19 protein-coding genes and 2 pseudogenes are annotated in these 24,796 nt (G+C 39.9%); 6 read left to right on the forward strand and 15 right to left on the reverse strand.

What is annotated here, in order from left to right; translation table 11 throughout:
- Positions 1-415: 415 nt before the first annotated feature.
- A complete protein-coding gene (locus H6G06_RS08420; RefSeq protein ID WP_190559156.1) occupies positions 416-2,887 on the reverse strand; it encodes an ATP-dependent Clp protease ATP-binding subunit in 2,472 nt (823 codons plus the stop codon).
- 409 nt (positions 2,888-3,296) lie between these two features.
- Positions 3,297-3,854, reverse strand: coding sequence for a ribosomal protein S18-alanine N-acetyltransferase (gene rimI, locus H6G06_RS08425; protein ID WP_190558987.1), 558 nt, complete (start codon positions 3,852-3,854; stop codon positions 3,297-3,299).
- A gap of 199 nt (positions 3,855-4,053) precedes the next feature.
- Between rimI and lysA the strand changes: the two genes are divergently transcribed.
- The 3 genes from lysA (at position 4,054) to H6G06_RS08440 (ending at position 7,241) form a co-directional block, all read left to right on the forward strand.
- The gene (gene lysA, locus H6G06_RS08430; protein WP_190558989.1) at positions 4,054-5,460 is read left to right on the forward strand and encodes a diaminopimelate decarboxylase; all 1,407 of its coding nucleotides are present in this window, start codon (positions 4,054-4,056) and stop codon (positions 5,458-5,460) included.
- A gap of 96 nt (positions 5,461-5,556) precedes the next feature.
- Complete coding sequence (gene cdaA, locus H6G06_RS08435) at positions 5,557-6,495, forward strand: diadenylate cyclase CdaA (protein WP_190558991.1); 939 nt, start codon at positions 5,557-5,559, stop codon at positions 6,493-6,495.
- Complete coding sequence (locus H6G06_RS08440; protein WP_190558993.1) at positions 6,492-7,241, forward strand: isoprenyl transferase; 750 nt, start codon at positions 6,492-6,494, stop codon at positions 7,239-7,241. The genes cdaA and H6G06_RS08440 overlap by 4 nt, the downstream gene beginning before the upstream one ends.
- Before the next feature lie 159 nt (positions 7,242-7,400).
- Here H6G06_RS08440 and H6G06_RS08445 read toward each other — a convergent pair.
- The 11 genes and pseudogenes from H6G06_RS08445 to dnaK all read right to left on the reverse strand — a co-directional run.
- Positions 7,401-7,571 (reverse strand): annotated as a pseudogene (locus tag H6G06_RS08445) (zinc ribbon domain-containing protein); the annotation flags it as partial.
- Between the two features lie 84 nt (positions 7,572-7,655).
- Positions 7,656-7,901 (reverse strand): annotated as a pseudogene (locus H6G06_RS28110) (IS1634 family transposase); the annotation flags it as partial.
- Between the two features lie 320 nt (positions 7,902-8,221).
- A complete protein-coding gene (locus H6G06_RS08455; protein ID WP_190558995.1) occupies positions 8,222-8,494 on the reverse strand; it encodes a DUF3143 domain-containing protein in 273 nt (90 codons plus the stop codon).
- Between the two features lie 14 nt (positions 8,495-8,508).
- Complete coding sequence (locus H6G06_RS08460; protein ID WP_190558997.1) at positions 8,509-9,054, reverse strand: DnaJ domain-containing protein; 546 nt, start codon at positions 9,052-9,054, stop codon at positions 8,509-8,511.
- A gap of 171 nt (positions 9,055-9,225) precedes the next feature.
- Positions 9,226-10,731, reverse strand: a complete 1,506-nt coding sequence (locus H6G06_RS08465; protein ID WP_190558999.1) for a beta-barrel domain-containing protein — start codon at positions 10,729-10,731, stop codon at positions 9,226-9,228.
- 64 nt (positions 10,732-10,795) lie between these two features.
- Entirely contained in the window at positions 10,796-12,946 is a 2,151-nt protein-coding gene (locus H6G06_RS08470) for a peptidase domain-containing ABC transporter (protein ID WP_190559001.1), read from the reverse strand.
- Between the two features lie 177 nt (positions 12,947-13,123).
- Positions 13,124-13,495, reverse strand: a complete 372-nt coding sequence (locus H6G06_RS08475) for a hypothetical protein (RefSeq protein WP_242039633.1) — start codon at positions 13,493-13,495, stop codon at positions 13,124-13,126.
- Positions 13,496-13,717: 222 nt separating this feature from the next.
- Positions 13,718-14,017 carry a hypothetical protein gene (locus H6G06_RS08480; RefSeq protein ID WP_190559005.1) on the reverse strand — a complete coding sequence of 100 codons (300 nt, stop codon included), beginning with the start codon at positions 14,015-14,017 and terminating at the stop codon, positions 13,718-13,720.
- A 172-nt stretch (positions 14,018-14,189) separates the two neighbouring features.
- Positions 14,190-14,597 (reverse strand): hypothetical protein, encoded by a 408-nt coding sequence (locus H6G06_RS08485; protein ID WP_242039634.1) that lies wholly within the window; start codon positions 14,595-14,597, stop codon positions 14,190-14,192.
- Between the two features lie 391 nt (positions 14,598-14,988).
- Complete coding sequence (locus H6G06_RS08490; RefSeq protein ID WP_190559007.1) at positions 14,989-15,987, reverse strand: DnaJ C-terminal domain-containing protein; 999 nt, start codon at positions 15,985-15,987, stop codon at positions 14,989-14,991.
- A 161-nt stretch (positions 15,988-16,148) separates the two neighbouring features.
- Complete coding sequence (dnaK, locus tag H6G06_RS08495) at positions 16,149-18,224, reverse strand: molecular chaperone DnaK (protein ID WP_190559008.1); 2,076 nt, start codon at positions 18,222-18,224, stop codon at positions 16,149-16,151.
- Between the two features lie 270 nt (positions 18,225-18,494).
- Here dnaK and H6G06_RS08500 point away from each other — a divergent pair, with 270 nt between their 5' ends.
- From H6G06_RS08500 to H6G06_RS08510, 3 genes are all read left to right on the forward strand, one after another.
- Positions 18,495-19,343, forward strand: coding sequence for a M28 family peptidase (locus H6G06_RS08500; RefSeq protein WP_190559010.1), 849 nt, complete (start codon positions 18,495-18,497; stop codon positions 19,341-19,343).
- An 84-nt stretch (positions 19,344-19,427) separates the two neighbouring features.
- Positions 19,428-20,888: a class I SAM-dependent methyltransferase gene (locus tag H6G06_RS27300; protein ID WP_190559012.1), complete on the forward strand. Its 1,461-nt coding sequence runs from the start codon at positions 19,428-19,430 to the stop codon at positions 20,886-20,888.
- A gap of 5 nt (positions 20,889-20,893) precedes the next feature.
- Positions 20,894-21,919 carry an XcyI family restriction endonuclease gene (locus H6G06_RS08510; protein WP_190559014.1) on the forward strand — a complete coding sequence of 342 codons (1,026 nt, stop codon included), beginning with the start codon at positions 20,894-20,896 and terminating at the stop codon, positions 21,917-21,919.
- Between the two features lie 23 nt (positions 21,920-21,942).
- Here H6G06_RS08510 and H6G06_RS08515 read toward each other — a convergent pair whose 3' ends face one another.
- Positions 21,943-22,848, reverse strand: a complete 906-nt coding sequence (locus H6G06_RS08515; RefSeq protein ID WP_190559016.1) for a bestrophin family protein — start codon at positions 22,846-22,848, stop codon at positions 21,943-21,945.
- Between the two features lie 162 nt (positions 22,849-23,010).
- Positions 23,011-24,705, reverse strand: a complete 1,695-nt coding sequence (gene crtO, locus H6G06_RS08520) for a beta-carotene ketolase CrtO (protein WP_190559018.1) — start codon at positions 24,703-24,705, stop codon at positions 23,011-23,013.
- Between the last annotated feature and the right edge of the window lie 91 nt (positions 24,706-24,796).

The raw sequence follows: 24,796 nt of genomic DNA on the forward strand, positions 1-24,796 counted from the left end.
AATTAGTACCTATTTCTGTTTGAGTATTATTTACTGGCTGATTAAAGTCTTCTCTAGGAATTGTTCGTATTATTATCTCAATTTCTCCTCTCGAAGCTATTGGACTTTCTGCAAGGTTTATTTCTAAGAGACTGTTTGTAAAGGACTATAAAGCAAGAGATTGAGGTTTTGTTAACCTTCTTAACATGAGCCGAATCATCACTGTATAGATCATAGACTCGCTAGTTTCGGGTAACAATTCATAGTCTTTGCTCGAAAATTTATTATACAAATCTCAGACCATATCATTACTCAGTTTATTTCAACTTTGATTTTTTCCCTTCCTCCTCTCTGCGCCTCTGCGTGAGAAAAAAACAAAAAAAACGGTAGAGAACCGAAATCCTCCACCGCTTAATTAACAATTAAAAAATCCTAACTACGACTCAATAACCTGGGGTAATAACTCCCGACGCTGTTGAGCAGTAACTTGGACAACACCATTTTCATCAACATCAACAAAAGCAATATCACCGTCTTTGATACGTCCAGACAGAATTTCTTCAGCCAAACTATCTTCTAACAAGCGCATAATTGCCCGACGTAATGGCCTTGCACCGTAACTAGGACTGTAACCCTCAGTAATGAGGCGGTCCTTGAAGCGATCGCTCACTTCTAAAGTAATGCCTTTTTCTGTCAAGCGACCAAACACTTCCCTCAGCATGATTTCGGCGATTTGGGTAACTTCAGCCTTATTCAACTGACGGAAGACGATAATCTCATCCAGACGGTTCAAGAACTCAGGACGGAAGTATTGCTTCAGTTCCTCATTCACCAAAGAACGAATCCGGTTGTATTGAGATTCTGTTTGATCTTCAGCAAACTCGAAACCAATACCGCTACCGCCTTTTTCAATTACCTTAGAACCAATGTTGGAAGTCAAAATCAGCAAGGTGTTCTTAAAGTCCACCGTGCGACCTTTCGCGTCAGTTAACCGACCATCTTCCAAAATTTGCAGCAGCATATTGAACACATCGGGGTGTGCTTTTTCGATTTCGTCAAACAGCACCACGGTGTAAGGACGACGGCGTACAGCTTCTGTTAACTGACCACCTTCGTTGTAACCGACATAACCTGGAGGTGAACCAATCAACTTACTGACGGTGTGACGCTCCATGTACTCGGACATATCCAAGCGAATCATTGCTTCTTCAGAACCGAAGAAGTAAGAAGCCAAGGATTTTGCCAACTCAGTTTTACCAACCCCAGTTGGACCTGAGAAGACAAAACTCGCAATTGGTCGATTGGGATTCTTCAAACCAACACGAGCGCGACGAATAGCGCGGGAAACAGCCTTCACAGCATCATCTTGACCGATGAGGCGCTGATGCAAGGTGTCTTCCATGTGCAGCAACTTCTCAGATTCGGACTCAGTGAGTTTGTTCACTGGTACACCAGTCCAAGAAGCGACAATGTGAGCGATATCTTCTTCTGTAACTACAGGTTCTAGACCATCACCACCAGCTGCGTTGGTTTTAGTTTGAGCAATGGTGCGGATTTCCGCTTTGATTTCCATTTCTCTGTCCCGCAGTTCACCGGCTCTGTCAAAGTCCTGAGAACGAACAGCATCATCTTTTTCTTTTAAGATTTGCCGCAGTTCCTTGTCTAACTCTTTTGCTGCTGGGGGTAGCTGGGAGTTAATCAAGCGGACGCGAGAACCGGCTTCGTCGATCAAGTCGATGGCTTTATCTGGTAAATAGCGATCGCTAATATATCGATCAGACAATTTTGCAGCCGCGACTAAAGCTTCATCGGAGATTTTTAACTTGTGGTGTTGCTCGTAGCGATCGCGCAAACCATATAAAATTTCTATTGTTTCATCAACAGAAGGTTCACCCACCATCACAGGCTGGAAGCGTCTTTCCAACGCTGCATCCCGTTCAATGTGCTTGCGGTACTCATCCAAAGTGGTTGCGCCGATACACTGCAACTCACCCCGCGCCAAAGCTGGCTTGAGGATATTCGCCGCATCAATAGCCCCTTCAGCCGCACCTGCACCGATTAAGGTGTGAACTTCGTCAATTACCAGGATGACATTACCCGCCGAGCGGATCTCATCCATGATTTTTTTTAGGCGTTCTTCAAATTCACCCCGATACTTGGTTCCTGCTACCAGCAACCCAATATCGAGAGTGACAACACGCTTATCTTCCAGGATGTCGGGGACATCTTTGTTAGCGATGCGGCTGGCTAAACCTTCAGCAATGGCTGTTTTACCAACCCCAGGTTCACCAATCAGCACTGGATTATTTTTAGTCCGGCGACCCAAAATTTGAATCACACGCTCAATTTCCTTGGCGCGTCCCACCACAGGATCGAGCTTGTTATCAACGGCCATTTGGGTCAAGTTAGAGCCAAATTCATCCAAAGTTGGGGTTTTAGTGCGACCCGAAGGACCGCCAGGAGTAACTTCCGCAGTTTCTCCCAACATCCGAATCACTTGGGTTCTCACCTTAGACAAATCTACACCCAGGTTTTCTAGCACCCTGGCTGCTACACCTTCCCCTTCGCGGATGAGGCCCAACAGCAGATGCTCGGTGCCAATGTAGTTATGCCCTAGTTGGCGTGCTTCTTCCAAGGATAGTTCTAAAACCCGCTTTGCCCGTGGCGTAAACGGAATTTCCACGGCCACAAAGCCGGAACCTCGGCCTATGATCTTTTCAACTTCAATTCGGGCATCTTTAAGATTGACACCCATTGACTTTAGAACCTTGGCGGCTACTCCTGTGCCTTCCCCAATCAGACCCAGGAGGATCTGCTCGGTTCCAACAAAGTTGTGACCTAAACGGCGGGCCTCTTCTTGGGCCAGCATGATTACCTTAATGGCTTTTTCTGTGAAGCGTTCAAACATGGCATTTTTCCCATCACCTGCGTCGTGCCGGTATGCTGATTTTAGCACAGGCTAAAATTTTGGATATCTGTATCAAGAAAATAGATATCCTTCAGCCATCAGACTCTTTGATGGGTTAATTGCTAAATTTTTATTACTTTTTGTGTAGCTAGTGTACTGAGGAGGTCGAATTTACCAGCTTTTCTGGGACTAATCACAAACAAGAGACCGCTAATGTTGAGATTTTGTTGATCCAATCCCAAATAGATATGAATATCACAAATACCACTACACTGTCAAGCAAAGATAACTTTGTATAAGAAATCTCAATAAATTCTAGGAAATAATTTTAAAATTTTGATATAAATGAAATAGGAAATCTATGAAGATTGTATTTTTTGTCAACAGTCTGGGGACTGGGGACAAGAGTTTATGAATTATTAATTATTAACGACCAAGAAGATTGTTGCAGGCGATCGCTAATAATACTATGCCAATCATCTAAATTTTTGAGAAAATTTGGCTGTTGTAAGTCAGAAAGCCACAGAATCAGAGCATCTTCATCATTATCTTTGTAATAATGCGGTCGTCTGCCAGCAGTTTTAAAGCCAAATTTTTGATATAGAGAGATTGCCCCCTGGTTAGAAGCTCGAACTTCGAGGGTAGCTCGCTCCAAACCGCGATCGCCAGCTGTCTTGAGTACAGAATACAACAAAGCCTGTCCCAAACCTTGACGGTGATATTGAGGATGAACCGCCAAAATTGTAATATGTGCTTCCTCTAAAATTGACCAAAAACAACCCATTCCCAGCAACCCGGAGCTAGAAAAGGGAGAAAATAAACCTAGAAAATGACTATTGGGACTTTCCAACTCTCGAAGGTAGCCTTCCATAGTCCACCAACCATCGAAACAGGCTTTATCAAGTTCCAGCAACTCACTTAAATGCTCTACAGTCAAGGATTGAATTTTTAAGTCTAATAATTTCACAGGACTAGGGACTAGGGACTGGGGACTGGGAAGAGAGCAGGGGGAGCAGGGGAGCAGAGGAAGAATATATTTATCTTTTGCCTGTTCCCTGTTCCCTGTTCCCTTCTTTCCCAATTACCAATTAACAGCAAAGCTGTAAACTGAGAATCGGGAGCTTAACTCACGCCCGTAATTTTAACAAGGACAGATTTTATTAGCTATGGTATCGACTCACCCTGTCGGGGTTCAACCTTCTGGCAATCAATATTTATCTCCCAGAGGCAGTGGTACAACTGTTTCTCCTAATCAAGAACTCTTACCTTTGAGTGCCAGAGTTAATCGTCATGATTTCCTGGAAATCGGTGGGTGTGATGTCACAACGCTGGTTCAGCAGTTTGGTTCACCCTTATATATCTTAGATGAAGAAACTCTGCGGACAGCTTGCCAACAATACCGGGATACATTCAAACAATACTACAAAGGTGAATCTCAAGTATTGTACGCTTCTAAGGCATGGAATTGTTTAGCAGTTTGTGCGGTTGTTGCCTCAGAAGGTTTAGGAATAGATGTAGTATCGGGTGGTGAACTTTACACAGCCATCAATGCGGGTGTTAGTCCAGATAAGATATACCTGCACGGGAATAATAAATCTCGTGAGGAGCTAATTTTAGCTATTGAGTCAGGTTGTACCATAGTCGTGGACAACTGGTACGAATTACAAACTTTGGTGAACATTGTAGAGACATTCCATGGAACGTCTCTACAAAAAATCCGGATTATGCTGCGGTTAACTCCGGGGATCGAATGCCATACCCATGAATATATCCGCACCGGACATTTAGATAGTAAATTTGGTTTTGACCCCAATGATTTAGATGAGGTGTTTGCTTTTGTCAGCAAACAACCAGGTTTAAACTGTGTCGGTTTACACGCTCATATTGGTTCGCAAATTTTTGAACGTCAACCCCATCGTGATTTGGCTGCTGTGATGGTACAGTGGTTGCGAGATGCGGCAAAATATAATTTGGAATTGACCGAGTTAAATGTTGGTGGTGGTTTAGGAATTAAGTACACCGAATCAGACGATCCCCCAAGCATTGAAGAATGGTCAAAGGCGATTTGTGAAGTAGTACAAGAAGCTTGTACGGCTGAAAATTTGCCCTTACCTAAATTACTGTGTGAACCCGGGCGATCGCTAATTGCGACTGCTTGCGTTACCGCCTACACTATTGGTTCAGCTAAAGTCATTCCCGATATTCGTACTTATGTCACAATTGATGGGGGAATGTCTGATAATCCCCGCCCCATCACCTACCAATCGGTTTATCGTGCGGTAGTTGCTAATAAAATGTCCGCTTCCTTAACCCAAACAGTCACATTGGCGGGTAAACATTGTGAATCAGGAGATATTCTGATTAAAAATGCCCAACTGCCAAAAACTGAACCAGGCGATATTCTCGTAGTTATGGGAACTGGTGCATACAATTACAGTATGGCATCTAACTACAACCGCTTGCCCCGACCGGCAGCAGTTTTAGTGGCGAATAGCGAAGCAAATTTAATTTTGCAACGCGAAACTTATCAAGACATAATTCGACAAGATTGCCTACCAGAAAGACTTAAATAGTTAGTAGTCCTTAGTCTTTGGTCATTAGTCATCAGCTAAGAACCAATGACTAATGACAAATGACAAATGACAAATGACTATTAGAATCCAGATGTCATGAGAGATTGGTGGAAGCAATGGCTGACGACAAACATGGGATGGTCACAGTCCTTGCTGCTTGGGACTCTGGATATTCTGTTAGTGCTGGCGTTGACATACATGATCCTGGTGATTATTAGTGAACGCCGAACGCTGTGGATGGTACGAGGCTTTATACTGTTGATGCTGGCTTCAGCATTCAGTGGCACTTTAGGGCTACCTCTACTCAATTTCGTTCTGGAAAAGCTGGTAATTGGTTGTGCTGTAGCAATGGCTGTAGCACTCCAATCAGAGTTTCGCCGATTCTTGGAACAACTGGGACGGGGAGAGTTCCGGCAGTTATTTCAACCCAACCGCTTGGCAGTTCCTAAATCTGATAGCGTGATTGATGAAATTGTCGATGCTGTGAAAGAACTGTCAAAAAATCGGATTGGTGCTTTGCTGATTTTGGAAACTTCCGGTCCAATTGATGAGCGGGATTTTTCTGTACCTGGTGTAAAGTTAAATGCAGAGGTATCTAAGGAACTGATACAGACCATTTTTCAGCCCAAAACTTTATTGCATGATGGGGCAACTTTGATCCGTGGTTCGCGGATTGTCTCATCAGGTATAATTTTACCACTATCGGGACGCACAGCCTCGCGCCAGTTGGGTACACGCCATCGGGCAGCAATGGGAATTACTGAGCGGGTCGAAAATTGTATCTGCGTCGTTGTATCAGAAGAAACGGGTTCTATTTCCTTAGCGGAACGAGGAACTCTATATAGACCACTGACGATTAGAAAGTTAAAAGAGTCTTTAGAGGCTCGATTTTCGCCAACTGTAGATAGGGAAGCTGTAGCACCTGGTCTTTTCAGTTTAGGTCGTCAACTAGGTGGTCAGACACTAGCATTTGTTTTGCGTTTACTCAGATTACCATTGATCGCTTCTCGCCAAAAAAATAAGACCGAAAAATGACTACACAATCTACTGAACTGCAATATTTGCCTTCTGATTTAAAACGAGAATTACTTCCCCAGCACGTTGCGGTGATTATGGATGGCAATGGTCGATGGGCTAAACGTCAAGGTCTACCCAGAATTATGGGGCATCAGCGGGGAGTTGATGCCCTCAAAGATTTGCTGCGCTGTTGTAAGGATTGGGGCATTAAAGCCCTGACTGTTTACGCTTTTTCTACGGAGAATTGGAAAAGACCACAGAAAGAAGTGGATTTTGTAATGAGTCTGATCCAGGGTTTTCTACGTCAAGAACTCCGGGAAATGTTAGAGAAAAATGTACAGATTCAGTTTGTGGGTAATTTACAAGCTTTACCAACAGCAGTGCAAGAGGAAATTTCTCGCTCTATGGCAGCAACTAAAAATAATCGTAGTATTAAGTTTACAGTAGCTACAAATTATGGCGGTAGACAAGAAATTTTACAAGCTTGTCGAGTGATCGCTCAAAAGGTACAAGAAGGTATATTGAGACCAGATGAAATTTCTGAAGAATTATTTGAAAATCATTTATATACAGCAGGTACAGCAGACCCAGATTTACTCATCCGCACTAGTGGGGAAATGCGACTTTCTAATTTTCTCCTCTGGCAAATGGCCTATGGAGAAATTTATATTACTGATACTCTTTGGCCAGATTTTGACCGCAGGGAGTTTTACCGGGCTTTATGTGCCTACCAACAACGGGAACGTCGATTTGGGAAGGTTTAGTTGATAGCTGATAGTTATTAGTTTCTATTGACACTCCCCGACCTAAAGGTGCGGGGATTCTTGGTTCACAGACTCGCCATTAGAGGACAGGTTTACACCGTTACGGGTGATGCCTCCAGCACGCTGACGCGAACGGCAGTCGCTCATGGGGGAGACCCCCTACGTACCCGTCGCTGCCTCACCAATCGTCCAAGAGGGCAAATCTCCCCAAGCGTCAGTTCCCGTATGCCCTACGGTACTTAATCCTAATTTCAGGATATTGATACTGGCGTTCACATCTCTATCTTCTACAAACCCGCAATGAGTACAAATATGGGTTCTGGTTGATACCCTAAAACTTTTTAACACCCTCTAAGAGTTTTCTATGTATTCAATTTCTTTGATTTGGTGATATTTCCAGGACTTTGATAGCCTTTCTATTGCTTTCATCTCTGGTTCTCTTTCTAATTTATTCTCTTCTGTTTCTGGTTTTGTTTGCGCTATTTCTTCGATTTCTTTTTTATACTCTCCTTCTACACTCATTGAAGTCCCATCTAAATGAATACTATCCATTTCTATTTGGAATTTATTGGCTGCTTTTATGGCTATTGTTGTAAATATTCTGGTTGTTCCTATTTGATGATATTTGTCTAGTTCTCTTCCTAGTTTGTCATCGTTTAGGAGGTCTTATTATTAAATGGGAGCGCAAAGTCGAAAATAAAGGTAATGCTGTTTATTCGATTTAGCTGCACAACAGCTTAATCATGGCTACGACTCAACAACCACATTCTTATGTTAGAGTAAGTTAGATAATCTGTCAATCCAAAGAATGTGTCCCTCAGGCGTAAACGCCTTAATTGGCTTTCATCCCTTGCCTCAAGGACGGTCAAGTTTTTCCGCCACGCTCCAAAACTCAACCGTTCGGCTGACGCTCACGGAAGCCTCAAGGGTTTTCAGCCTTTTTTCTTATAACCTAATAACTAATGACTAATAACTAATGACTAAGGACCCGCAAAAACCGCTTGTTCTATGTCTTCCCGACTGAGAGAATATTTAAAAGAACGTTGGATATCTTGACCTTTTTCTCCCGCTTGAATATATCGGACTGTAATTTGCTCGGTATCTAACCACAGTTCTGCTTGCCAACTTGCTCTTTGCAATCGCCAACAATGTAGCTCAGTGTCATCTTGTTGACAACCTTGATCTTTTAGCCATTGTTCAATTTGTGGTAGTGGATGGTTATACAGCGGTGTGTCGGAGGGCAGAATAGACATAATAAATTCAAAATTCAAAATTCAAAATTATGAGTTTGTATCGGGTGTAGATGTTGGGAAATATGGGTTATTTGTTGTTGTGTATTCAGATGTGGGGAAAGTTGAGTTTGTAAACTGGGTTCACCACGAAGAACGGCGACAGCGATCGCTAGTAGTAAACAACCCACGAGGGTTAAGCCTAACACAAATAATACAAAGATTTCTCCAGAGGAAAGGGGGCGATCGCTCGCATCCAGATACATTGACCTTGAGAAATCATAGGGTTTATTCACAGGATGATTTAAATCCGTTGGTGCTTGAATTACCCCAAAGCGAGAATAGCCAATCTTTAAATCATAGCTTAAACGCCGTTCTGGATGACTGAGGGTGGCGTAAGCTTCGTTAATTTCCTGAAATTTGGTAGTAGCAACTGTAGCAGGTAATTCTGTTGTATCTGGATGATACTGTTTACTCAGTTCTCGATAAGCGCGACGGATATCAATCACCGATGCGGAAGGGTGTAGTCCTAGCAGGGCGTAATATGTATTTTCTGGCTTTAGCTGTGTCCCGTTTTGACTCACGGCTTTGATTCACTTTGCTCAAAAACGTTTTTTATATTTTAGATCCCTTGGGTAGTGAACCAACCCATAGTTTGGTTTGGAACCATTACATATCTCCGAGAAGCCGCTGCGCGTCTACGGTTTTTTTGTGCCTTTCTACTTATACTTGATTATGAGGATGTGAATTACACATTACACATCTGCAATTAATCTAGCTTTTCTCAAGAAAAATTGTAGTACTGTTTCTTCACGGGAAATGATGTCTACTCTACCTGCCATTCCCAATTGAATGCGACACAGATTTTTCCCTTTACCTAAAACCAGGCTTTCTGGTTCAATTGTCACCTCATAAAAAGCACCTGGTACAGCTGCTTTCGGACTTGTATTGGCATGAGGAGTAGATCCATTTGTGCCATTTGTTGGGGGTGTAATGGCATCTGGAGAAATCCCCTCGACCTTACCGTTGAGAGTACCATAATCTGGGTATGGGCAAGCACTAACCCGCATTTGAGTTTTTTGCCCAATTTTGAGCTTATTTTTATCTTCAGATGCTACTGCTGCTTTGACAATCTGTTTAGCATTACTGGGGACGATCTGCAAAATTTCCTCACCAGCACGCACAGTTTGACCAGGGTTACGCAAGTTGATCTGAGAAATAATACCATCAGCCGTGGCAGCAATAGTGGTCTGATTTAGTTCAATTTCCACTTGTCTGAGTTCGCTAGTATCACGCTCTAGCTGTTTTTCAACTTCAATTCGTTGCTTAATCGTTAATTGACGTTCTTTTTCTAAAGCTGCCTTGTTACTTTCACCTGCTGCCTTTTCTTGGGCTATACGCTCAATAGCAATTTTTACTTCTGCATGACTGGGATTGATAGCAGCTTTGGTACGTTGCTTTCTAGTTATAGCAACATATACAGCTTGGTGTAACTTTTCAATTGTTTGTTTTTGCGCCTCAATAACTGATTTTTGGGCTTTTACTGCTTGTTCCTGTTGTTTAGTAGATAGTTGTGCTTCTTCCACTTGATTTTTAGACAATGCTCCGGCTTGAGCTACACTCTCATATCGCTCTTGCTTTGATTTGGCTGTATTCCAAGCTGCTTCACCTGACTGTAGATTTGCTTGTTCTGTTTTTAATCTGGCTATGCCAATTTTTAATTCTTCTTGAGCAATTTGGACATTGGCTTGAGCTTCTTGGAGTTCAGCTACAGTGGTAATTTTTTTATCCTGATATTGTCGGATGCGATCGCTTAGTTCAGCTTCAGCAGCAGCAATAATACGATTAATTTTATCAGCTTCGGCGTTAATTTGAATATTCAGATTTTGAATTTGAGCGTTGATTTGTACTAGTTGCAAATTCGCTTGCTGAATATTAGTTTGCAGTTGACTTTTTTTAGTTTGTAAGCGGGAGTCGTCAATAATAGCGATCGCATCTCCGGTTTTAACAATTTGATTTTCTTTGGCATAAATCTGCATAACTTGACCTTCAGTGGACGCTTGCACAATTCGCAATTCCCCAGAGGGACGAACTACTGCTTGTCCTTTAACTGTCACCTTATATTTTGCTACTCCTGCCACTGGAATAGCTAATCCCAGAACACAAAGAATAAACAGTCCACCATAGGTAGTCCAACGACTAATTGGTGGGAGAAATTCATCTACTTTAATTGGGCGTAGAAAATCTGTGTCCTTAGGCATAGTTAGTTAAAAATTCACAATTAATGAAGAGCCGCAGATCAAAATATCACCACCAACCTCTTTTCTAAAGAACATGATCTAAAAAGTCTAAATGTTCACCATCGACCTTATATAAATTTTCTGCTGTACCTTGAATTTTTAAACTTCCTTTTTCTAAAAACACAATCCAATTTGCACGTTTAATTACCTGAGAACGATGACTAATTAAAATAGTATTTTTACCATGGCGATATTCTAAGAGCTTATTTAATATTTGGGCTTCACTTACTGGATCAAGTGCGCTGGTAGATTCATCTAAAATCAGCATAGGAGGATCAGTAACAATTGCTCTAGCAATGGCTAATCGCTGTTTTTGTCCTCCAGAAAGATTAGCTCCAAATTCTCCTAAAACAGTGTGATATTTATCAGGCAATTCACTGATAAATTCATCTGCACCAGTAATTTGACAAGCTTTTACAATGTCCTCAAAACTAATATGAGGATAACTAAAATGGAAATTATCAATAATAGAACGACTCCAAAAATGTGGCTCTTGGGGAATTAAAATTACCTGTTGTCTTAGACATTCTAAAGAGATATCTTGTTGATTATAAATACCATAACGAATATTTCCTGATTGTGATTTATATAAACCAGTCATTAATTTTGATAAGGTACTTTTACCACAGCCAGATTTACCAATTAAAGCAATGACTTTACCTCCAGGAATAGTTACAGAAAAATCTTGTAATAAATCAACTCTACCTGTGTGGTGAAAATTAATTTTATGGCAAATAATATCTGTATTTTCAGGAATTTCTACCCACTGTTTTTTTAAATCATTTTCATCTTCTGGAGTCGCATCAATAACTTCTGTTAGTCGTTGAATAACTATTTGAGAAGTGATTAATTCATCTATTAAACCGATAGCAGAACTCAAAAAACCGAAAAGATTGCCACTCATACCGTTATAAGCCATCAATTGTCCGATTGTTAAAGTCCGATTAATTACTAAATAACTACCAATCCAAAGAATGCCAATATTAATAAATGTCGAAAGAATACTTGTAACTGTACTGCTGTAAAGTCTTAGTTGCATATTAGTCCAGGACAGGTTGGCCAAACGACCAAAATTTCCTTGATATTCTTCCCAGGCTTGGGGTGTAGCTTGGGTAGTTTTTAAGACTTGTACTCCCCGAAATGTTTCTACCAAAAAGCCTTGGTTTTCTGTACCAGAAACAATCATTTTGCGGGTTTTCTGTCGCAGTGCTGGTAAAAAAAGCAAGTTCACAGCTGTAATTATGATAAATGCCAATATAGATGCTAAGGTTAACTCCCAAGTGTAAAAAAGCATAAAACCCAAGGAGACTACCGCAATAAAAAATTGACTGGGTAATCCCAGGACAATCTGCGAAACTAAGTTATTGATAGCGTGAACATCTGCAATACGACTGACAACTTCCCCGCTACGTCGTCCTTCAAAATAAGATAGGGGTAAATGTAAGAGTTTGCGTCCGTATTCTAGGATTAGTCCTAATTGCAATCTTTGACTAAAATGACCGATGAGGTGAGATTGTACTAAATTAATGGAACTTCTAATTAAGTTCATGACGACAACGCCAATAGCGACAGTGGTTAATAGTTGGGTATCACCACGCACTAGAACATCATCGGTGAGTAATTGCATCATGAAGGGAGATGCGAGGGAAAGTAGACCAATAGCCATGTTGAGGGAAATGGCTTGGGCTATAATCAAGCGATAGGGGTAAACTCGTTGTAAATAACGCCCAAAACCAGCAATTTTATCTGATTCCTGTTCATAAAAGCGGGTTTCATCAGGAAGCAATAGCAACATTACGCCATTATTCCAACCTGTGATTAACTCTTGATGAGTCAGGTAACGAATACCCACACCAGGGTCAGCAATTACATATTGTTTGCCTTTTTGCCCGTATAATACTACCCAGTGGTAGCCTTTCCAGTGAATAATGGCAGGTAGAGGAGTTTGATTCAATTGGTTAATGAGTTGAGGAGAGGCTTTAACTTGTCTAGCATGGAATCCCAAGGCTTCTGCGCCCCGTCTTAACCCCAATAAAGTAGTCCCTCTAGACCCAGTACCAACAGCTTCGCGCACCCGGTTGAGGGTAAATGTGCGTCCGTAGTGTTGGGAAATAGTGGCTAAAGCGGCTGCACCACAATCTTCTTCACTGTGTTGAAGGACTATTTTGTATTTCATTTTCTGGCGCAATTGTTGGGGCGAAAATTACAGTGAAAGAAATTGACTATATTGAGTGAGGATTTACGAAGAAAAACTATTTATTGAAGTGGCTAAAATGACTTCATGATTTACTCGTTATCTAATCAAGGCTGGAATTTGAAGACTCCTGACTCCTATTCTTAACTAGCAATTTGATTAGGAGTTTACCGGATACATATCAATATCGTCGGGACGAGCAGTATCAGAGTTGCTTTGAAATTCATATGTTTGCCCATTGGACAAAGTGTATGGTCTATAAATTAGTAAATTGGGACTTCCAGCGTACATATCGAACTCAATTCTTCTTCCACCGTCGGCAGGAAGATTGATTTCTTGACCTGGTTCCAGACGCATTGTATTTGTAGAACCATCTAATCTGTAAAGAACGAAACGTCCTATTCTATTTCTGATCGTAACAGATCCTCCAGAAATTATTTCCGCAGCTTGTTCATCAATTTCTTCCACCAAACCAAAATTTTCCAAGATGTTTTGGTTGTTTACTAGAGCTTTTACTGCTGTCATAGACATTTGATTTTCTCCTGAAAGTTTGTGTTTAGGAAATACGCTAAATATTTCTAAACTCCGACACATTAGAGGATGTTTGGAAACTTTTTTGTGTGGTAATCTAAGACTTGGAGAAACCCCTCAACCGCAGTGGTTCTCCTTAAAAGGGTGACGTTGAGTAATTTATCCCCCTTTTCACAGGGGGATGAGGGGATCTGAATTAAACTTGATACTTTTGACAATACCTTAGCCAAATACAAAATTACCCTGATTAATAGGTAAAGGTTGGTTAGGGGCTGGTAAAAGGGGGTTAGAATCAGAGACAGATTCTGGATGTGTAATTATAGGGTCTGGTAGATCTTCATCGTCGACTGGAGTGATGTCGTTTTCGTCATCTTCAAAACTAGATATTCCTGTATTCAACAAATTGACAGATTGACCACCAGAAATTATTTCTGCGGCTTGTTCGTCAATTTCTTCTACCAAAGCAATATTTTCTAAAATACTTTGGTTGCTTAACAAGGTTTTTGCGATGGTAATAGCCATTTAAGTTTCTCCTGAAATTGAGTTTAGTTCATTGCTCAATACTTATCGGTTCAACGCAAAACAAAAAATGAAATTACGTAGCGACTGTCTTGAATCTCAAGCTATCGCTAGAAAAATTATTAACCGAGCAGTATTGGTTCATTGGTAGTTAATTTAAAATCCCAGATTGATGTCAATCCCAATCTTGATCATAGATATCAATCCAATTGCCACTGCTATTTTGTGGATCGCGTTTAAATTCATATGTGTGACCATCTTCCAGGTCATAATCTCTCACTCTTACTCGTTCGTCTCGAATATCTCTATCAAATCTAAGCTCCCCATCCAGTTGGGTTACTATTCTTTGTGTTGCTCCGGCTTTTATTACAGTTGATACGCCATCGATTGAGTAAGTAACCGGCTGATTTGTTGTATTTTTAATGGTAACGTACCCACCAGAAATTATTTCCGCAGCTTGTTCGTCAATTTCTTCACCCAAAGCAAAATTTTGTAAGATGCTTTGGTTGTTTAGCAGAGCTTTTTCTAGCGTCATGGCCATCTGATTTTCTCCTAAAAGTGGGTGTTTAGGAAATACGCTCAATATTTATAACCTTGATATCATATATAGCAGTATGCACTTGAATGAGATACAGAATTTACCTAAAAAACCATACGCCAAAGGACTTTCAACTCTGTTCCCTGTTAAGAGTTACCTGTTCCCTGCTATAAGATATTGTTAACCCCTCTTTGTTTAGCATATTAGGAAAAACAATATTTGTAAATACAAATTATACAATTTTTATGCTTTCTTTTGCTTTTCACGTCGTTTCGATATCAGCGCCTTCTGCCTTGCAACTTTCATACGCGAAACGAACAGCGATAGCACACAAGAACTAAATTTAGAACAGATTTAATTAAGACTAAATGAAAAATCAGGCTTTGATCTCGCTACCATGCTATATCAATTTGGTCGTGAGAATAGAGCCTGACAATTAAATTAAATCAGCCCGCGGTTTAAAGGTTTCAATGTCCCGCAATTTTTCGTAAAGCTGTCTTTCTTCCTCTGTAATATTTTTAGGTGTAACTATTTGAATTTCTACTAATTGATCACCACGTTTACCGTTTTCACCAGGATAGCCTTTATTCGCCAACCGAAATCTTTGTCCTGATCTAACTGCTGGAGGAATGGTCATTTTCACTGGACCATCTAGGGTTGGTGCTTCAACTTGTCCTCCTAAGACTGCTTCACTGGGAGTCACAGGCACTTGACAGAAGATATTTGCACCTTCTAGTTTAAATAACGGATGAGGGTCAACGGTAATTTTTAAGTATAAATCTCCACCACCAATGCCTTGATTTCGCAAGCGGATGGTTTGACCGGTTACCATAGCAGGGGGCATGGTTACTTCGAGCGATCGCCCATCTTCTAAGCGTATTCTTTCATTACCACCTTGATATGCTTTTTCTAGTGGTAGGGTTAATCTAGCTTCTATATCTCGGCGATTGGTACGAGGTGGGGTGCTAACTGTATAAGCAACTTTGGTTCTGGGAGTCCGAAACGGGTCACTAGTCGTTGTACTACCTGGGGTAGTTCTGGTATCTTTGCGACTGCTAACACCTATGACTTGATTAATAAAACTTTCAAAATCAGGAAACTCGCTCGGATCTACTTCTTGATTACTACGACCGTTGTTAGGGCGATTATCTCCCCATCCTTTCGGTTTTGGTGACTGTTTACCACCAGCAAAGCCTTTTTGTTTCCAGTAGCGGCTAAACTGATCGTATTGCGATCGCCGACTCGGATCGGAAAGGATTTCATAAGCCTCACCGATAGTCTTAAATTTTTCTTCTGCTTCCTTGTTACCAGGATTGAGATCAGGGTGATATTGCCTTGCTAACCTGCGATAAACCTTTTTAATTTCTTCGCTAGATGCTTCTTTATTTACTCCCAAAATCTCGTAATAATCGCGGAAATTCTGTAAATTTTGCATAGTGGTTTATTTAAATGTCAGTGGTCAGTGGTCAGTGGTCAGTGGTTAGTGGTCAGTTGTGCTTCTACTGATCTCTGACCCTGCATAACGTTGAAATTAGATTTTAGAAAGAAATTAAACTGTTAATAAATCCTCCCTAAAATCTAAAATCCCAAATTCCTTTACAACCAATCATCATCATCATCCCAGTTATCCTGGTAGCTGGGACGGCTTCTGCGTGGTGGCGGACTATCATAGGGAGAAGAACGATTTTCTCGACCATAGTCTCTACCATAGTCTTTACCAGAGTCCCGGTTATAGTCTCTGTTATTAGAATCTCTTTGCCGATAAGTTTCTCTGGGAGAATAATCTCGTTCCCGTTCTTTATCACCAGTGAAGATGTCACGGATAGCACCAAATAAGTCTTCGTCTTCATCTTCAGCATAATACTCACGGACTTCTCGATTTAGCTCATAGAGAGCATCTTGCAAGTCAGAGTAAGCCTGATCAATGCCACGATCATCATCATCTTTTAAACTATCTCGCAGTTCGCGGCAAATATTGTCAATGCGTTGACGACGGTTGCGGGCAAACTGCATTCCCATTTCTAAGGCTACTTCCCGCAGTTGCCTTTCCGCTTGTAAAATCAACGCTTCGGAACGAGTCCGCTTTTCTACCCGTTCTTTCCGTTCCCGGTCGATATCAGCATATTTCTGAGCATCCTGAATCATTCTCTTAACTTCCGATTCACTCAAGGTAGAAGCGCCTTGAATTGTGATACTCTGCTCTCTGCCAGTGGTGCGATCTAAAGCCGTTACCTGTAAAATACCGTTGGCATCAATATCAAAAGATACTTGAACTTGGGGTATACCTCTGGGTGCAGGTGGGATACCATACAGCTTGAACCTTCCCAAGGATTTGTTATCTGCTGCCATTTCCCTTTCCCCCTGGACAACGTGAATTTCTACACTGTTTTGGTTATTTTCAGAGGTAGAAAAGATATCCGAGCGCCGTACTGGTATAGTCGTGTTCCGGGGAATGAGTTTTTTCATTACGCCACCGATGGTTTCTAATCCCAACGATAAGGGTGTGACATCCAAGAGTAGTACATCCTTCATTTCCCCAGCGAGAATGCCTGCTTGAATAGCTGCACCCACAGCTACCACTTCATCAGGGTTGACATTTTCGCTGGCTTCAATGCCAATTAAGTCCTGTACTAGCTGTTTCACCATTGGCATTCTGGTTGAACCACCTACTAGTACAACTTCTTCGATATCTACAGGGGAGAGTCCGGCATCTTTTAGCGCCCGTTTTACTGGTGTGCGTATCCGACTGATTAAGTCAGTACATAAACCTTCAAACTGCGATCGCGTCAGACGTGTTTCTAAATGTTTTGGACCATCCTCTGTAGCGGTGATGAAGGGTAAGTTAATATCAGTGACGCTGACGGCAGAAAGTTCAATTTTGGCTTTTTCTGCTGCTTCCATTAAACGTTGCAAAGCTTGGCGATCGCGTCTTAAATCTACCCCTTCTGTCTCTAAAAATTGCTCCGCTAACCAATCAACTATTTTTCTGTCAAAATCATTACCACCTAATTGCGTATCTCCACTAGTGGCTTTAACTTCAAATATGCCGTCACCTACTTCCAGAATCGACACATCAAAAGTACCACCACCCAAGTCAAAAACTAAGATGGTTTCTAGATCACCTCGATCTAATCCGTAAGCCAAAGAAGCCGCTGTTGGTTCATTGAGAATGCGTAGCACTTCTAAACCGGCTATTCTGCCAGCATCGCGAGTGGCTTGGCGTTGAGAATCATTAAAATAAGCAGGAACAGTAATTACAGCCCCGGTGACAGGTTCTCCCAAATAACGACTAGCGTCATCTGCCAATTTCTTCAGCACCATAGCTGAAATTTCTTCGGGGGCAAATTCTTTATTTAACCGAGGACAGGCAACTTTAATACTGCCCATTTCATCCTTACGAATAGTGTAGGGTACACGCTTGGAATCGGGGTTTAATTCACCATACCTACGCCCAATGAAACGTTTAACTGCAAAAAAGGTATTTTGGGGATTAAGAACCGTTTGCCGTCTTGCCATCTGCCCAACCACCCTTTCGCCTTCTTTGCTGAACCCGACAACAGAGGGGGTGGTTCGCATACCTTCAGCATTGGCAATTACCACCGGCTTGCCACCCTCCATCACGGCGACTACTGAGTTGGTTGTACCCAAGTCGATGCCGACTACCTTGCCCATGCGTTCCTCTTCTCCTGGTGCGTGTATTACTACATCTATACATTATGATTGGGTAGCATTGCCTCTAGCTTGCTGCTCAATGATGAAAACCGCCCAATGGTATAATTATCATCATTAATTCCATAATTTAGAGAAATTTTAGCTTAAGGTGCTACTTGCCAAACTAGGATAGCATTTGAAGAGAGGGAATAGGCAAAAGGCACTCTTGCAAGAGGCTGTGAAAAATAAACCGCGATAACTAATAACTGACCCATCTCCCCAATTCCTAATTTGACTTTAAAACAAAGATTACAAAATCATCTGCAAGAGATAGCACGGGAACGTGATCCTTATATGGCGAGTGCGGGACATTTCTTTGTCCAAGAATACATTCGCCAACAATTTGCCCAGTGGGGAAGTGTGGAAATCCACACCTTTCTAGTGGGGAGTAAAAGCTGTAATAACCTGATTTTAAATTTACCTGCCCAACCGAAAAAAGAGAAGACAAATTTACCACCTATTTTAATTGGCGCTCATTATGATGGTATACCCGGTACAGTCGCTGCTGATGATAATGCTACTGGGGTGGCAGTTTTATTAGAATTTGCCAAAAATTTCGCCCAAGCACCCGCTAGATATCCTTTGCGACTGGTTGCTTTTGATATGGAGGAATATGGTTTATTGGGTAGTGCTGACTATGCAGCTTTGTTGCGCCAACAAGGACAGCCTTTACGCTTAATGATATCTTTAGAAATGTTAGGCTATCGTGATTCTATTCCAGGTTCGCAAAGATATCCCGCTTTTTTAGATAAATTTTACCCAAATACTGGAGATTTTATTGCTTTAATTGGTAATTTGCGGACTTTGGGGGATTTAATAAGTTTGAGTCGCAGTATTCACCAAGTGGGTGTACCTAGTCAATGGCTACCAGTGCCAAATCGGGGTTTACTGGTTCCCCAAACCCGACTTAGTGATCATGCACCATTTTGGGATCAAGGTTATCCAGCAATGATGGTGACAGATACGGCATTTTTGCGAAATCCCAATTATCACAAACCGAGTGATACTATTGCTAGTTTGGATTTAGATTTTCTGACTGGTGTTTGTGAGGGTTTGGAAAGGGGGATTAGGCGGTTGTAAGGAAGTGGAAGTTAAAAATAAACTATTCAAAAATCTCTAACGATTAAACTCACTGGCGCAAAACATTTAATAACCCATCAATTTATGCCTATATTTTCTTCTTTAACTGCTAGAAATGCTCTTTATGAAAAATTTAAATCAAAAATTATTAATAATCCTATTTTAGATAGAAATTTGGTTAGTTATCAAGGTAACAAACAAGCTCCATTTTCTGCTTGGTTCAAATACAGAGAAGGATTTTCAGAACGTCTAGTTACTTATATTCTGAAAACATTACAGCCAAAGCCAGGTCTATTACTAGATCCATTTTCAGGAAGTGGGACATCATTATTTACTGCAAGTGAATTAGGATGGCAAACCACGGGAATTGAACTTTTACCAGTCGGTATTTTTGCTACAGAAGCTAGAATAATAGCTCAGAAGATAAATATAGAATTATTAAAATCGGTAATTTACAAATTGGAAAAAATAGATTATAAAGATTACTATAAAGACTCTTTAGCATTTAAGCATTTAGCAATTACTCGTGGTGCATTTTCCGAAATTAATGAAAAGCAATTAGTCGGTTATCTATCTTATTGTCATGATTTTATTAGAGATAAGAATATACAACAATTACTGATGTATACTGCTTTGTGTATTCTTGAAGATATTAGTTACACTAGGAAAGATGGACAGTATCTGCGCTGGGATTTTCGTTCAGGTCGTTCAAAAGGTAAAACTGAATTTAATAAGGGTGAAATTTTATCTTTTGAAGATGCAATTAGACGAAAATTAAAGCAAATTATATCAGACTTAGAGCTAGATTATATCCAACTAGATTTATTTAGTAATACTGAATTATCAACATTTACAACCATCAAATCAGTTAATAAATCAGGTAATTTTGAAATTTTAGAACCTCAGCTTTATGAAGGATCATGTTTAGAAATTCTGCCTACTTTCCCAGATAATAGTATTGATGTTGTTATTACATCACCACCATATCTTAACCGATATGATTACACTCGTACCTATGCACTAGAACTTGCATTTTTGGGATGTAGTGAAGATAAAGTAAAAAATCTGCGTCAACAAATGCTGTCATGTACAGTTGAAAATCGTGATAAACATAAATATCTAGAAGAATACTATACTAGTAAAGAACGTTATGATGAATTTTTAAAAATAGATGCTGTTTTTAAACAACAGGCTGCATTACAAGAAGTATTAATGATTTTAGAAGAATATAAAAAAGAAAGAAATTTAAATAATAAAAATATTGCCCGGATGGTACACAATTACTTTTATGAAATGTGTTTTGTAATCTATGAATTAAGTCGTATTCTCAAATCTGGTGGCATAATTACAATAGTCAACGATAATGTCAAATATGCAGGTGAAGAGATTCCGGTAGACCTCATTCTATCAGATATCGCAGAATCTTTTGGACTAAGGACAAAATATATTTGGACACTAGGAAGAGGTAAAGGAAATAGCAGTCAACAAATGGGAAGTTATGGACGTACAGAATTACGTAAATGTGTTTATATTTGGGAAAAATAAATATCATGACAGATGAGGTAAATCGGATAAACTATCGTTTACGTTCAACATTCTTTTATCGTAAAATCAAAGAATACAAAACACTATCTTTCCAATCCAAAGTTGCTGCATTATTACCAGTCAAGCATTTATATAGTTGGGACAACTGGAAAAACTGGGGTATTGGAGAAGATGCTTTTGCTTATATCAGCAACCATCCAGAATTACAACTCATTCAAGTATTTTGCCATCCTCGATTAATTCGGGAATACTCTTCGTTATTAGCCTACTATCGTAATATAGCTGCACTCCCTCAAAAAGCCGTTCAGTATTTAGCTAAAGTTAATTTAAAGAAGATTGAAGCTGATGAAGAAAATAAATACACTCTAACAGAAGAGAAAGCTTTAGCACTTTGTCGGCTATTTAATGAACATATATCGCTGATTATTGATAGTTCTATAGAAAGCCTGACAGCAGAAGAATTATATGGCATACTACTAGCTTCAACAGGAGCGAAAATTGATGGTTCATGGCGTAATGCCATTGGAGAAGAAGCCGAAAAAATTGTTCAAAGACTTCTGATTAAAGAGGCAAAAGAACGTAATTTACTTGCTGCTTTTATTCCACGGAAAGGTATTAAAGTTGAAGGATATAATCCTGATAAAATTGATGAACAGGTAGGTAATATAGAAGATTATCGGGGTGTAATGTTGGTTAACCAGACTTCTATACTTTTTTCCAGCGAGCCAGATATTTCACTTCTGAATAATCAGGGTACAACGGTTGGTGTGATTGAAGTGAAAGGAGGAACTGATCCTGCTGGCGCACTAGAACGTTATGGTGCTGCTAAAAAATCTTTTGAAGAAGCATTGCGTATAAATCCTGAAGTTAAAACTATTCTCATTGCTAGTTGTATTACACCTGAAGTAAATAATCGTATTCAAAATGATCCAATAATTTTTGTCTATTTCAACTTGACAGAAATATTGAGCGAAGAATCACGAATATATGATCAATTTGTTCAAGAAGTATTTTTAGTTATAGATAAATAACTGGGATCAAGATAATATTTAAATCATATATCTTTGTGACTTGAATGCACGCTAGGAGTTAAACTAATTAAATCATCAATATTCAGTTTCATGGTTTGACAAATAGCATCTAAGGGTAAATCATTAGGATCATAACCAAAGGGATTTTCGATTTCTAAACCAATGGCTTCAATACCCAATAAAGTAAAGCTGACTAAAGCCGAAATAAACCCTGTCCACCAACCAAGATTCTCTACTATTTGAAATGGTAATAAGAGGCAATATAGTAATAATAATTGCTTGAGATGAATAGCGTAAGCTAGAGGAATCGGTGTTTTTAAAATGCGTTCACAAGACCCTAAATTATCAACCAATATATTTAATAATTGTTGCAGAGAGTTTAATTGATAGCTATTTAAGCAATTGCGGTTATATTGCTGTTGTAAGTAATCACTAATCCAGAAAGCTATCTCTAGAGGAGGATTATTCATTAGTTTTAGCTTGATATACCGAGACGTTGGCATTAATTCTTCTAATTCACTATTTATAGGTTTGCTTCGTAAATGCAGTTTAGTCGCTACTGCAAAAGCTACTAATAAATTTAAAGTGTCAATTTTATGGTCTTTATCTTCTATAGCAATTTCATCGACAGATACCCAAATTTGTCGTGCTAGATTGCGGACTGTATTAACTATAGAACCCCAAAGTTTTCTGCCTTCCCAAAAACGTTCATAAGCTGTATTTGTCCGAAATACTAGTAATAAACCTAAAACAATACTGGGAATAACACTCCCTAAAATTGGTTGAGAAACTGGTAATTTAAAATAGTAAAGTACCGAAACTAAAACGCCAAATATTCCGCACCCAATAACTCGTAGATAAATTGCTGTAATTACAGAACCTTTAATCTGTAAAGCTATTTTAAACCATTGGAACTTTTTGTTTTCCATACAAATTTCCTAAATTTAGTTATTTGGTGAATCTACATCGACTCTTGATGATGACAAGCTCAATCATATCAGTTAAGTAGATCAAAAGACAAATACCCGACTTCTCAAAGAAGTCGGGTATCTGCTTATTATTTGGTTATTATATTGATTTCAACCAACTACTTAACCAATTCCAAATACAGATTCAACAGTGGACTTAATTGAATTTCCTGCATCCTTTAAAGTCTGAGTAATTGGGTGCTTGGACTGCAAAAACACTCTAGCACAATTACGTCCTGGCATTCCCGAAATTGAACCACCGGGATGAGTCCCCGCACCAGTTAAAAATAGATTATCAATTGGGGTTTTATAATTTGCTAATTCTGGCAAAGGTCGGAAAAATACCATTTGATCCATAGTCATATCAATATGGTAATAATTACCCTTATATGCTCCTAATCTTTCTCCTAATTCTGCTGGACTTTCTACCCTTCTAGCGATAATTGAGGTTTTCAAATTTGGCGAATAAGTTGCTAGTTTATCAACTACCCGATCTGCAACTTTATTTTTTAATTCATCAGTCCAACCAGTGCCTTTTAAACCTGTACCTTCTGCACCAGCAATTTGATAAGGAGCGAAAAATTCAATCCAGACAGTATGCTTGCCTGCTGGAGCTAAAGTAGGATCAAGGAAGCTAGGCATAACCACATACATTGATGGGTCTGAATCAGGAATTTCTCCTAATGTACATTTACTATGAGCCTGTTCTACATGATTCATTGAATCAGCAATTAAAATAGAACCAATCAGATATTCGTCTTTATGCTCATGGTAGGGAAAATGCAAGGGTTCATTTAATGCTAAATCTATCTTTAAGATAGTTTCATTATTATTAACAATGCGGCGTTCTAATCTTTCTCGTAACTCTGGATCTGCATCATCAACTTCTTGAGTATCTATCAATTGCAAAAATAATCGCCTGGCATCAATATTAGAAATTACTCCATATTTTGCCCGATATTCCTCACCACCAGCAACCCGAACACCCACTGCTGCACCATCATCAATTAAGACCTTTTCTACTTGCTGATCTGTGAGAATTTCACCTCCTTTACTAGTAACTAAATTCACCAATGCTTTCACCAATGCACCAGTTCCACCACGTGGTCTACTCATTCCGGGATTATGACGCATAGACATCATCATGACACCGATTGCCAGGTTTTTTTGAGATGGTGGCGCACCTAGTTCTGATGCTAGTCTCGAAAGGGGTGCTTTCAGAAATTCTTCATCAAACCATTCGTTAAGAATATCTTCGGCACTGGTGAGCATGGTACGGACAAAATCTAGGCTTTTTTGCGTAGAACCAACTACAGAAAATAAATCTTTGAATTTTTGAATGTTGTAGTTACCAAAAATATCTACAATTGATTTGGGTGGGGCGTTGAATATGGGAATCATGGCACTAATTGCCCGTTGCCAATAGTGTGTGAATTCAGCGTATTTTTTGGCATCGCGTTCATTGTAACGAGCTATTTCTGCACAAGTCTTTTCTAGGGATTTATGGGCTAAGAAATACTTACCATCAGGATGGGGACAAAAAACAACAGGATCACATTCGAGATATTCTAAGCCGTATTTTTCCAGTTCTAATTCTGCAACGACTGGACCCAAGTGAATAAATTCATGGTCAATCGCACAGAGATTAAATTTAAACCCTGGTGCTTTGTCTGGTATACATTCTTCTGTTGTGGCAGCACCACCGGGAACGGAACGCTTTTCTAGTAGCAGGACGCTATAGCCTGCTTTGAGTAAATAAGCAGCACACACTAACCCATTGTGTCCTGCGCCAATAATTACAACATCATATTCTTTCATGTTTTTTATTTTCAACTAAACTAGGTTTCTAAGTTGAGAAAAGATTTACAGCAGAATTTAGAACTCAGGAGTGAAAGCCGCTTGCTCTTTG

The organism is Anabaena sphaerica FACHB-251 (assembly GCF_014696825.1).
Lineage (GTDB): Bacteria > Cyanobacteriota > Cyanobacteriia > Cyanobacteriales > Nostocaceae > RDYJ01.

Excerpts from the sequence above, each read along its gene's own strand:
- H6G06_RS08465 (WP_190558999.1), bottom strand. The coding sequence starts at position 10,731 with ATGCCTAAGGACACAGATTTTCTACGCCCAATTAAAGTAGATGAATTT.
- H6G06_RS08510 (WP_190559014.1), top strand. The coding sequence starts at position 20,894 with ATGACAGATGAGGTAAATCGGATAAACTATCGTTTACGTTCAACATTC.
- H6G06_RS08480 (WP_190559005.1), bottom strand. The coding sequence starts at position 14,017 with ATGGCTATTACCATCGCAAAAACCTTGTTAAGCAACCAAAGTATTTTA.
- H6G06_RS27300 (WP_190559012.1), top strand. The coding sequence starts at position 19,428 with ATGCCTATATTTTCTTCTTTAACTGCTAGAAATGCTCTTTATGAAAAA.
- H6G06_RS08490 (WP_190559007.1), bottom strand. The coding sequence starts at position 15,987 with ATGCAAAATTTACAGAATTTCCGCGATTATTACGAGATTTTGGGAGTA.
- H6G06_RS08455 (WP_190558995.1), bottom strand. The coding sequence starts at position 8,494 with ATGTCTATTCTGCCCTCCGACACACCGCTGTATAACCATCCACTACCA.
- H6G06_RS08420 (WP_190559156.1), bottom strand. The coding sequence starts at position 2,887 with ATGTTTGAACGCTTCACAGAAAAAGCCATTAAGGTAATCATGCTGGCC.
- crtO (WP_190559018.1), bottom strand. The coding sequence starts at position 24,705 with ATGAAAGAATATGATGTTGTAATTATTGGCGCAGGACACAATGGGTTA.
- H6G06_RS08470 (WP_190559001.1), bottom strand. The coding sequence starts at position 12,946 with ATGAAATACAAAATAGTCCTTCAACACAGTGAAGAAGATTGTGGTGCA.
- cdaA (WP_190558991.1), top strand. The coding sequence starts at position 5,557 with ATGAGAGATTGGTGGAAGCAATGGCTGACGACAAACATGGGATGGTCA.
- H6G06_RS08475 (WP_242039633.1), bottom strand. The coding sequence starts at position 13,495 with ATGTCTATGACAGCAGTAAAAGCTCTAGTAAACAACCAAAACATCTTG.
- lysA (WP_190558989.1), top strand. The coding sequence starts at position 4,054 with ATGGTATCGACTCACCCTGTCGGGGTTCAACCTTCTGGCAATCAATAT.
- H6G06_RS08440 (WP_190558993.1), top strand. The coding sequence starts at position 6,492 with ATGACTACACAATCTACTGAACTGCAATATTTGCCTTCTGATTTAAAA.
- H6G06_RS08515 (WP_190559016.1), bottom strand. The coding sequence starts at position 22,848 with ATGGAAAACAAAAAGTTCCAATGGTTTAAAATAGCTTTACAGATTAAA.
- dnaK (WP_190559008.1), bottom strand. The coding sequence starts at position 18,224 with ATGGGCAAGGTAGTCGGCATCGACTTGGGTACAACCAACTCAGTAGTC.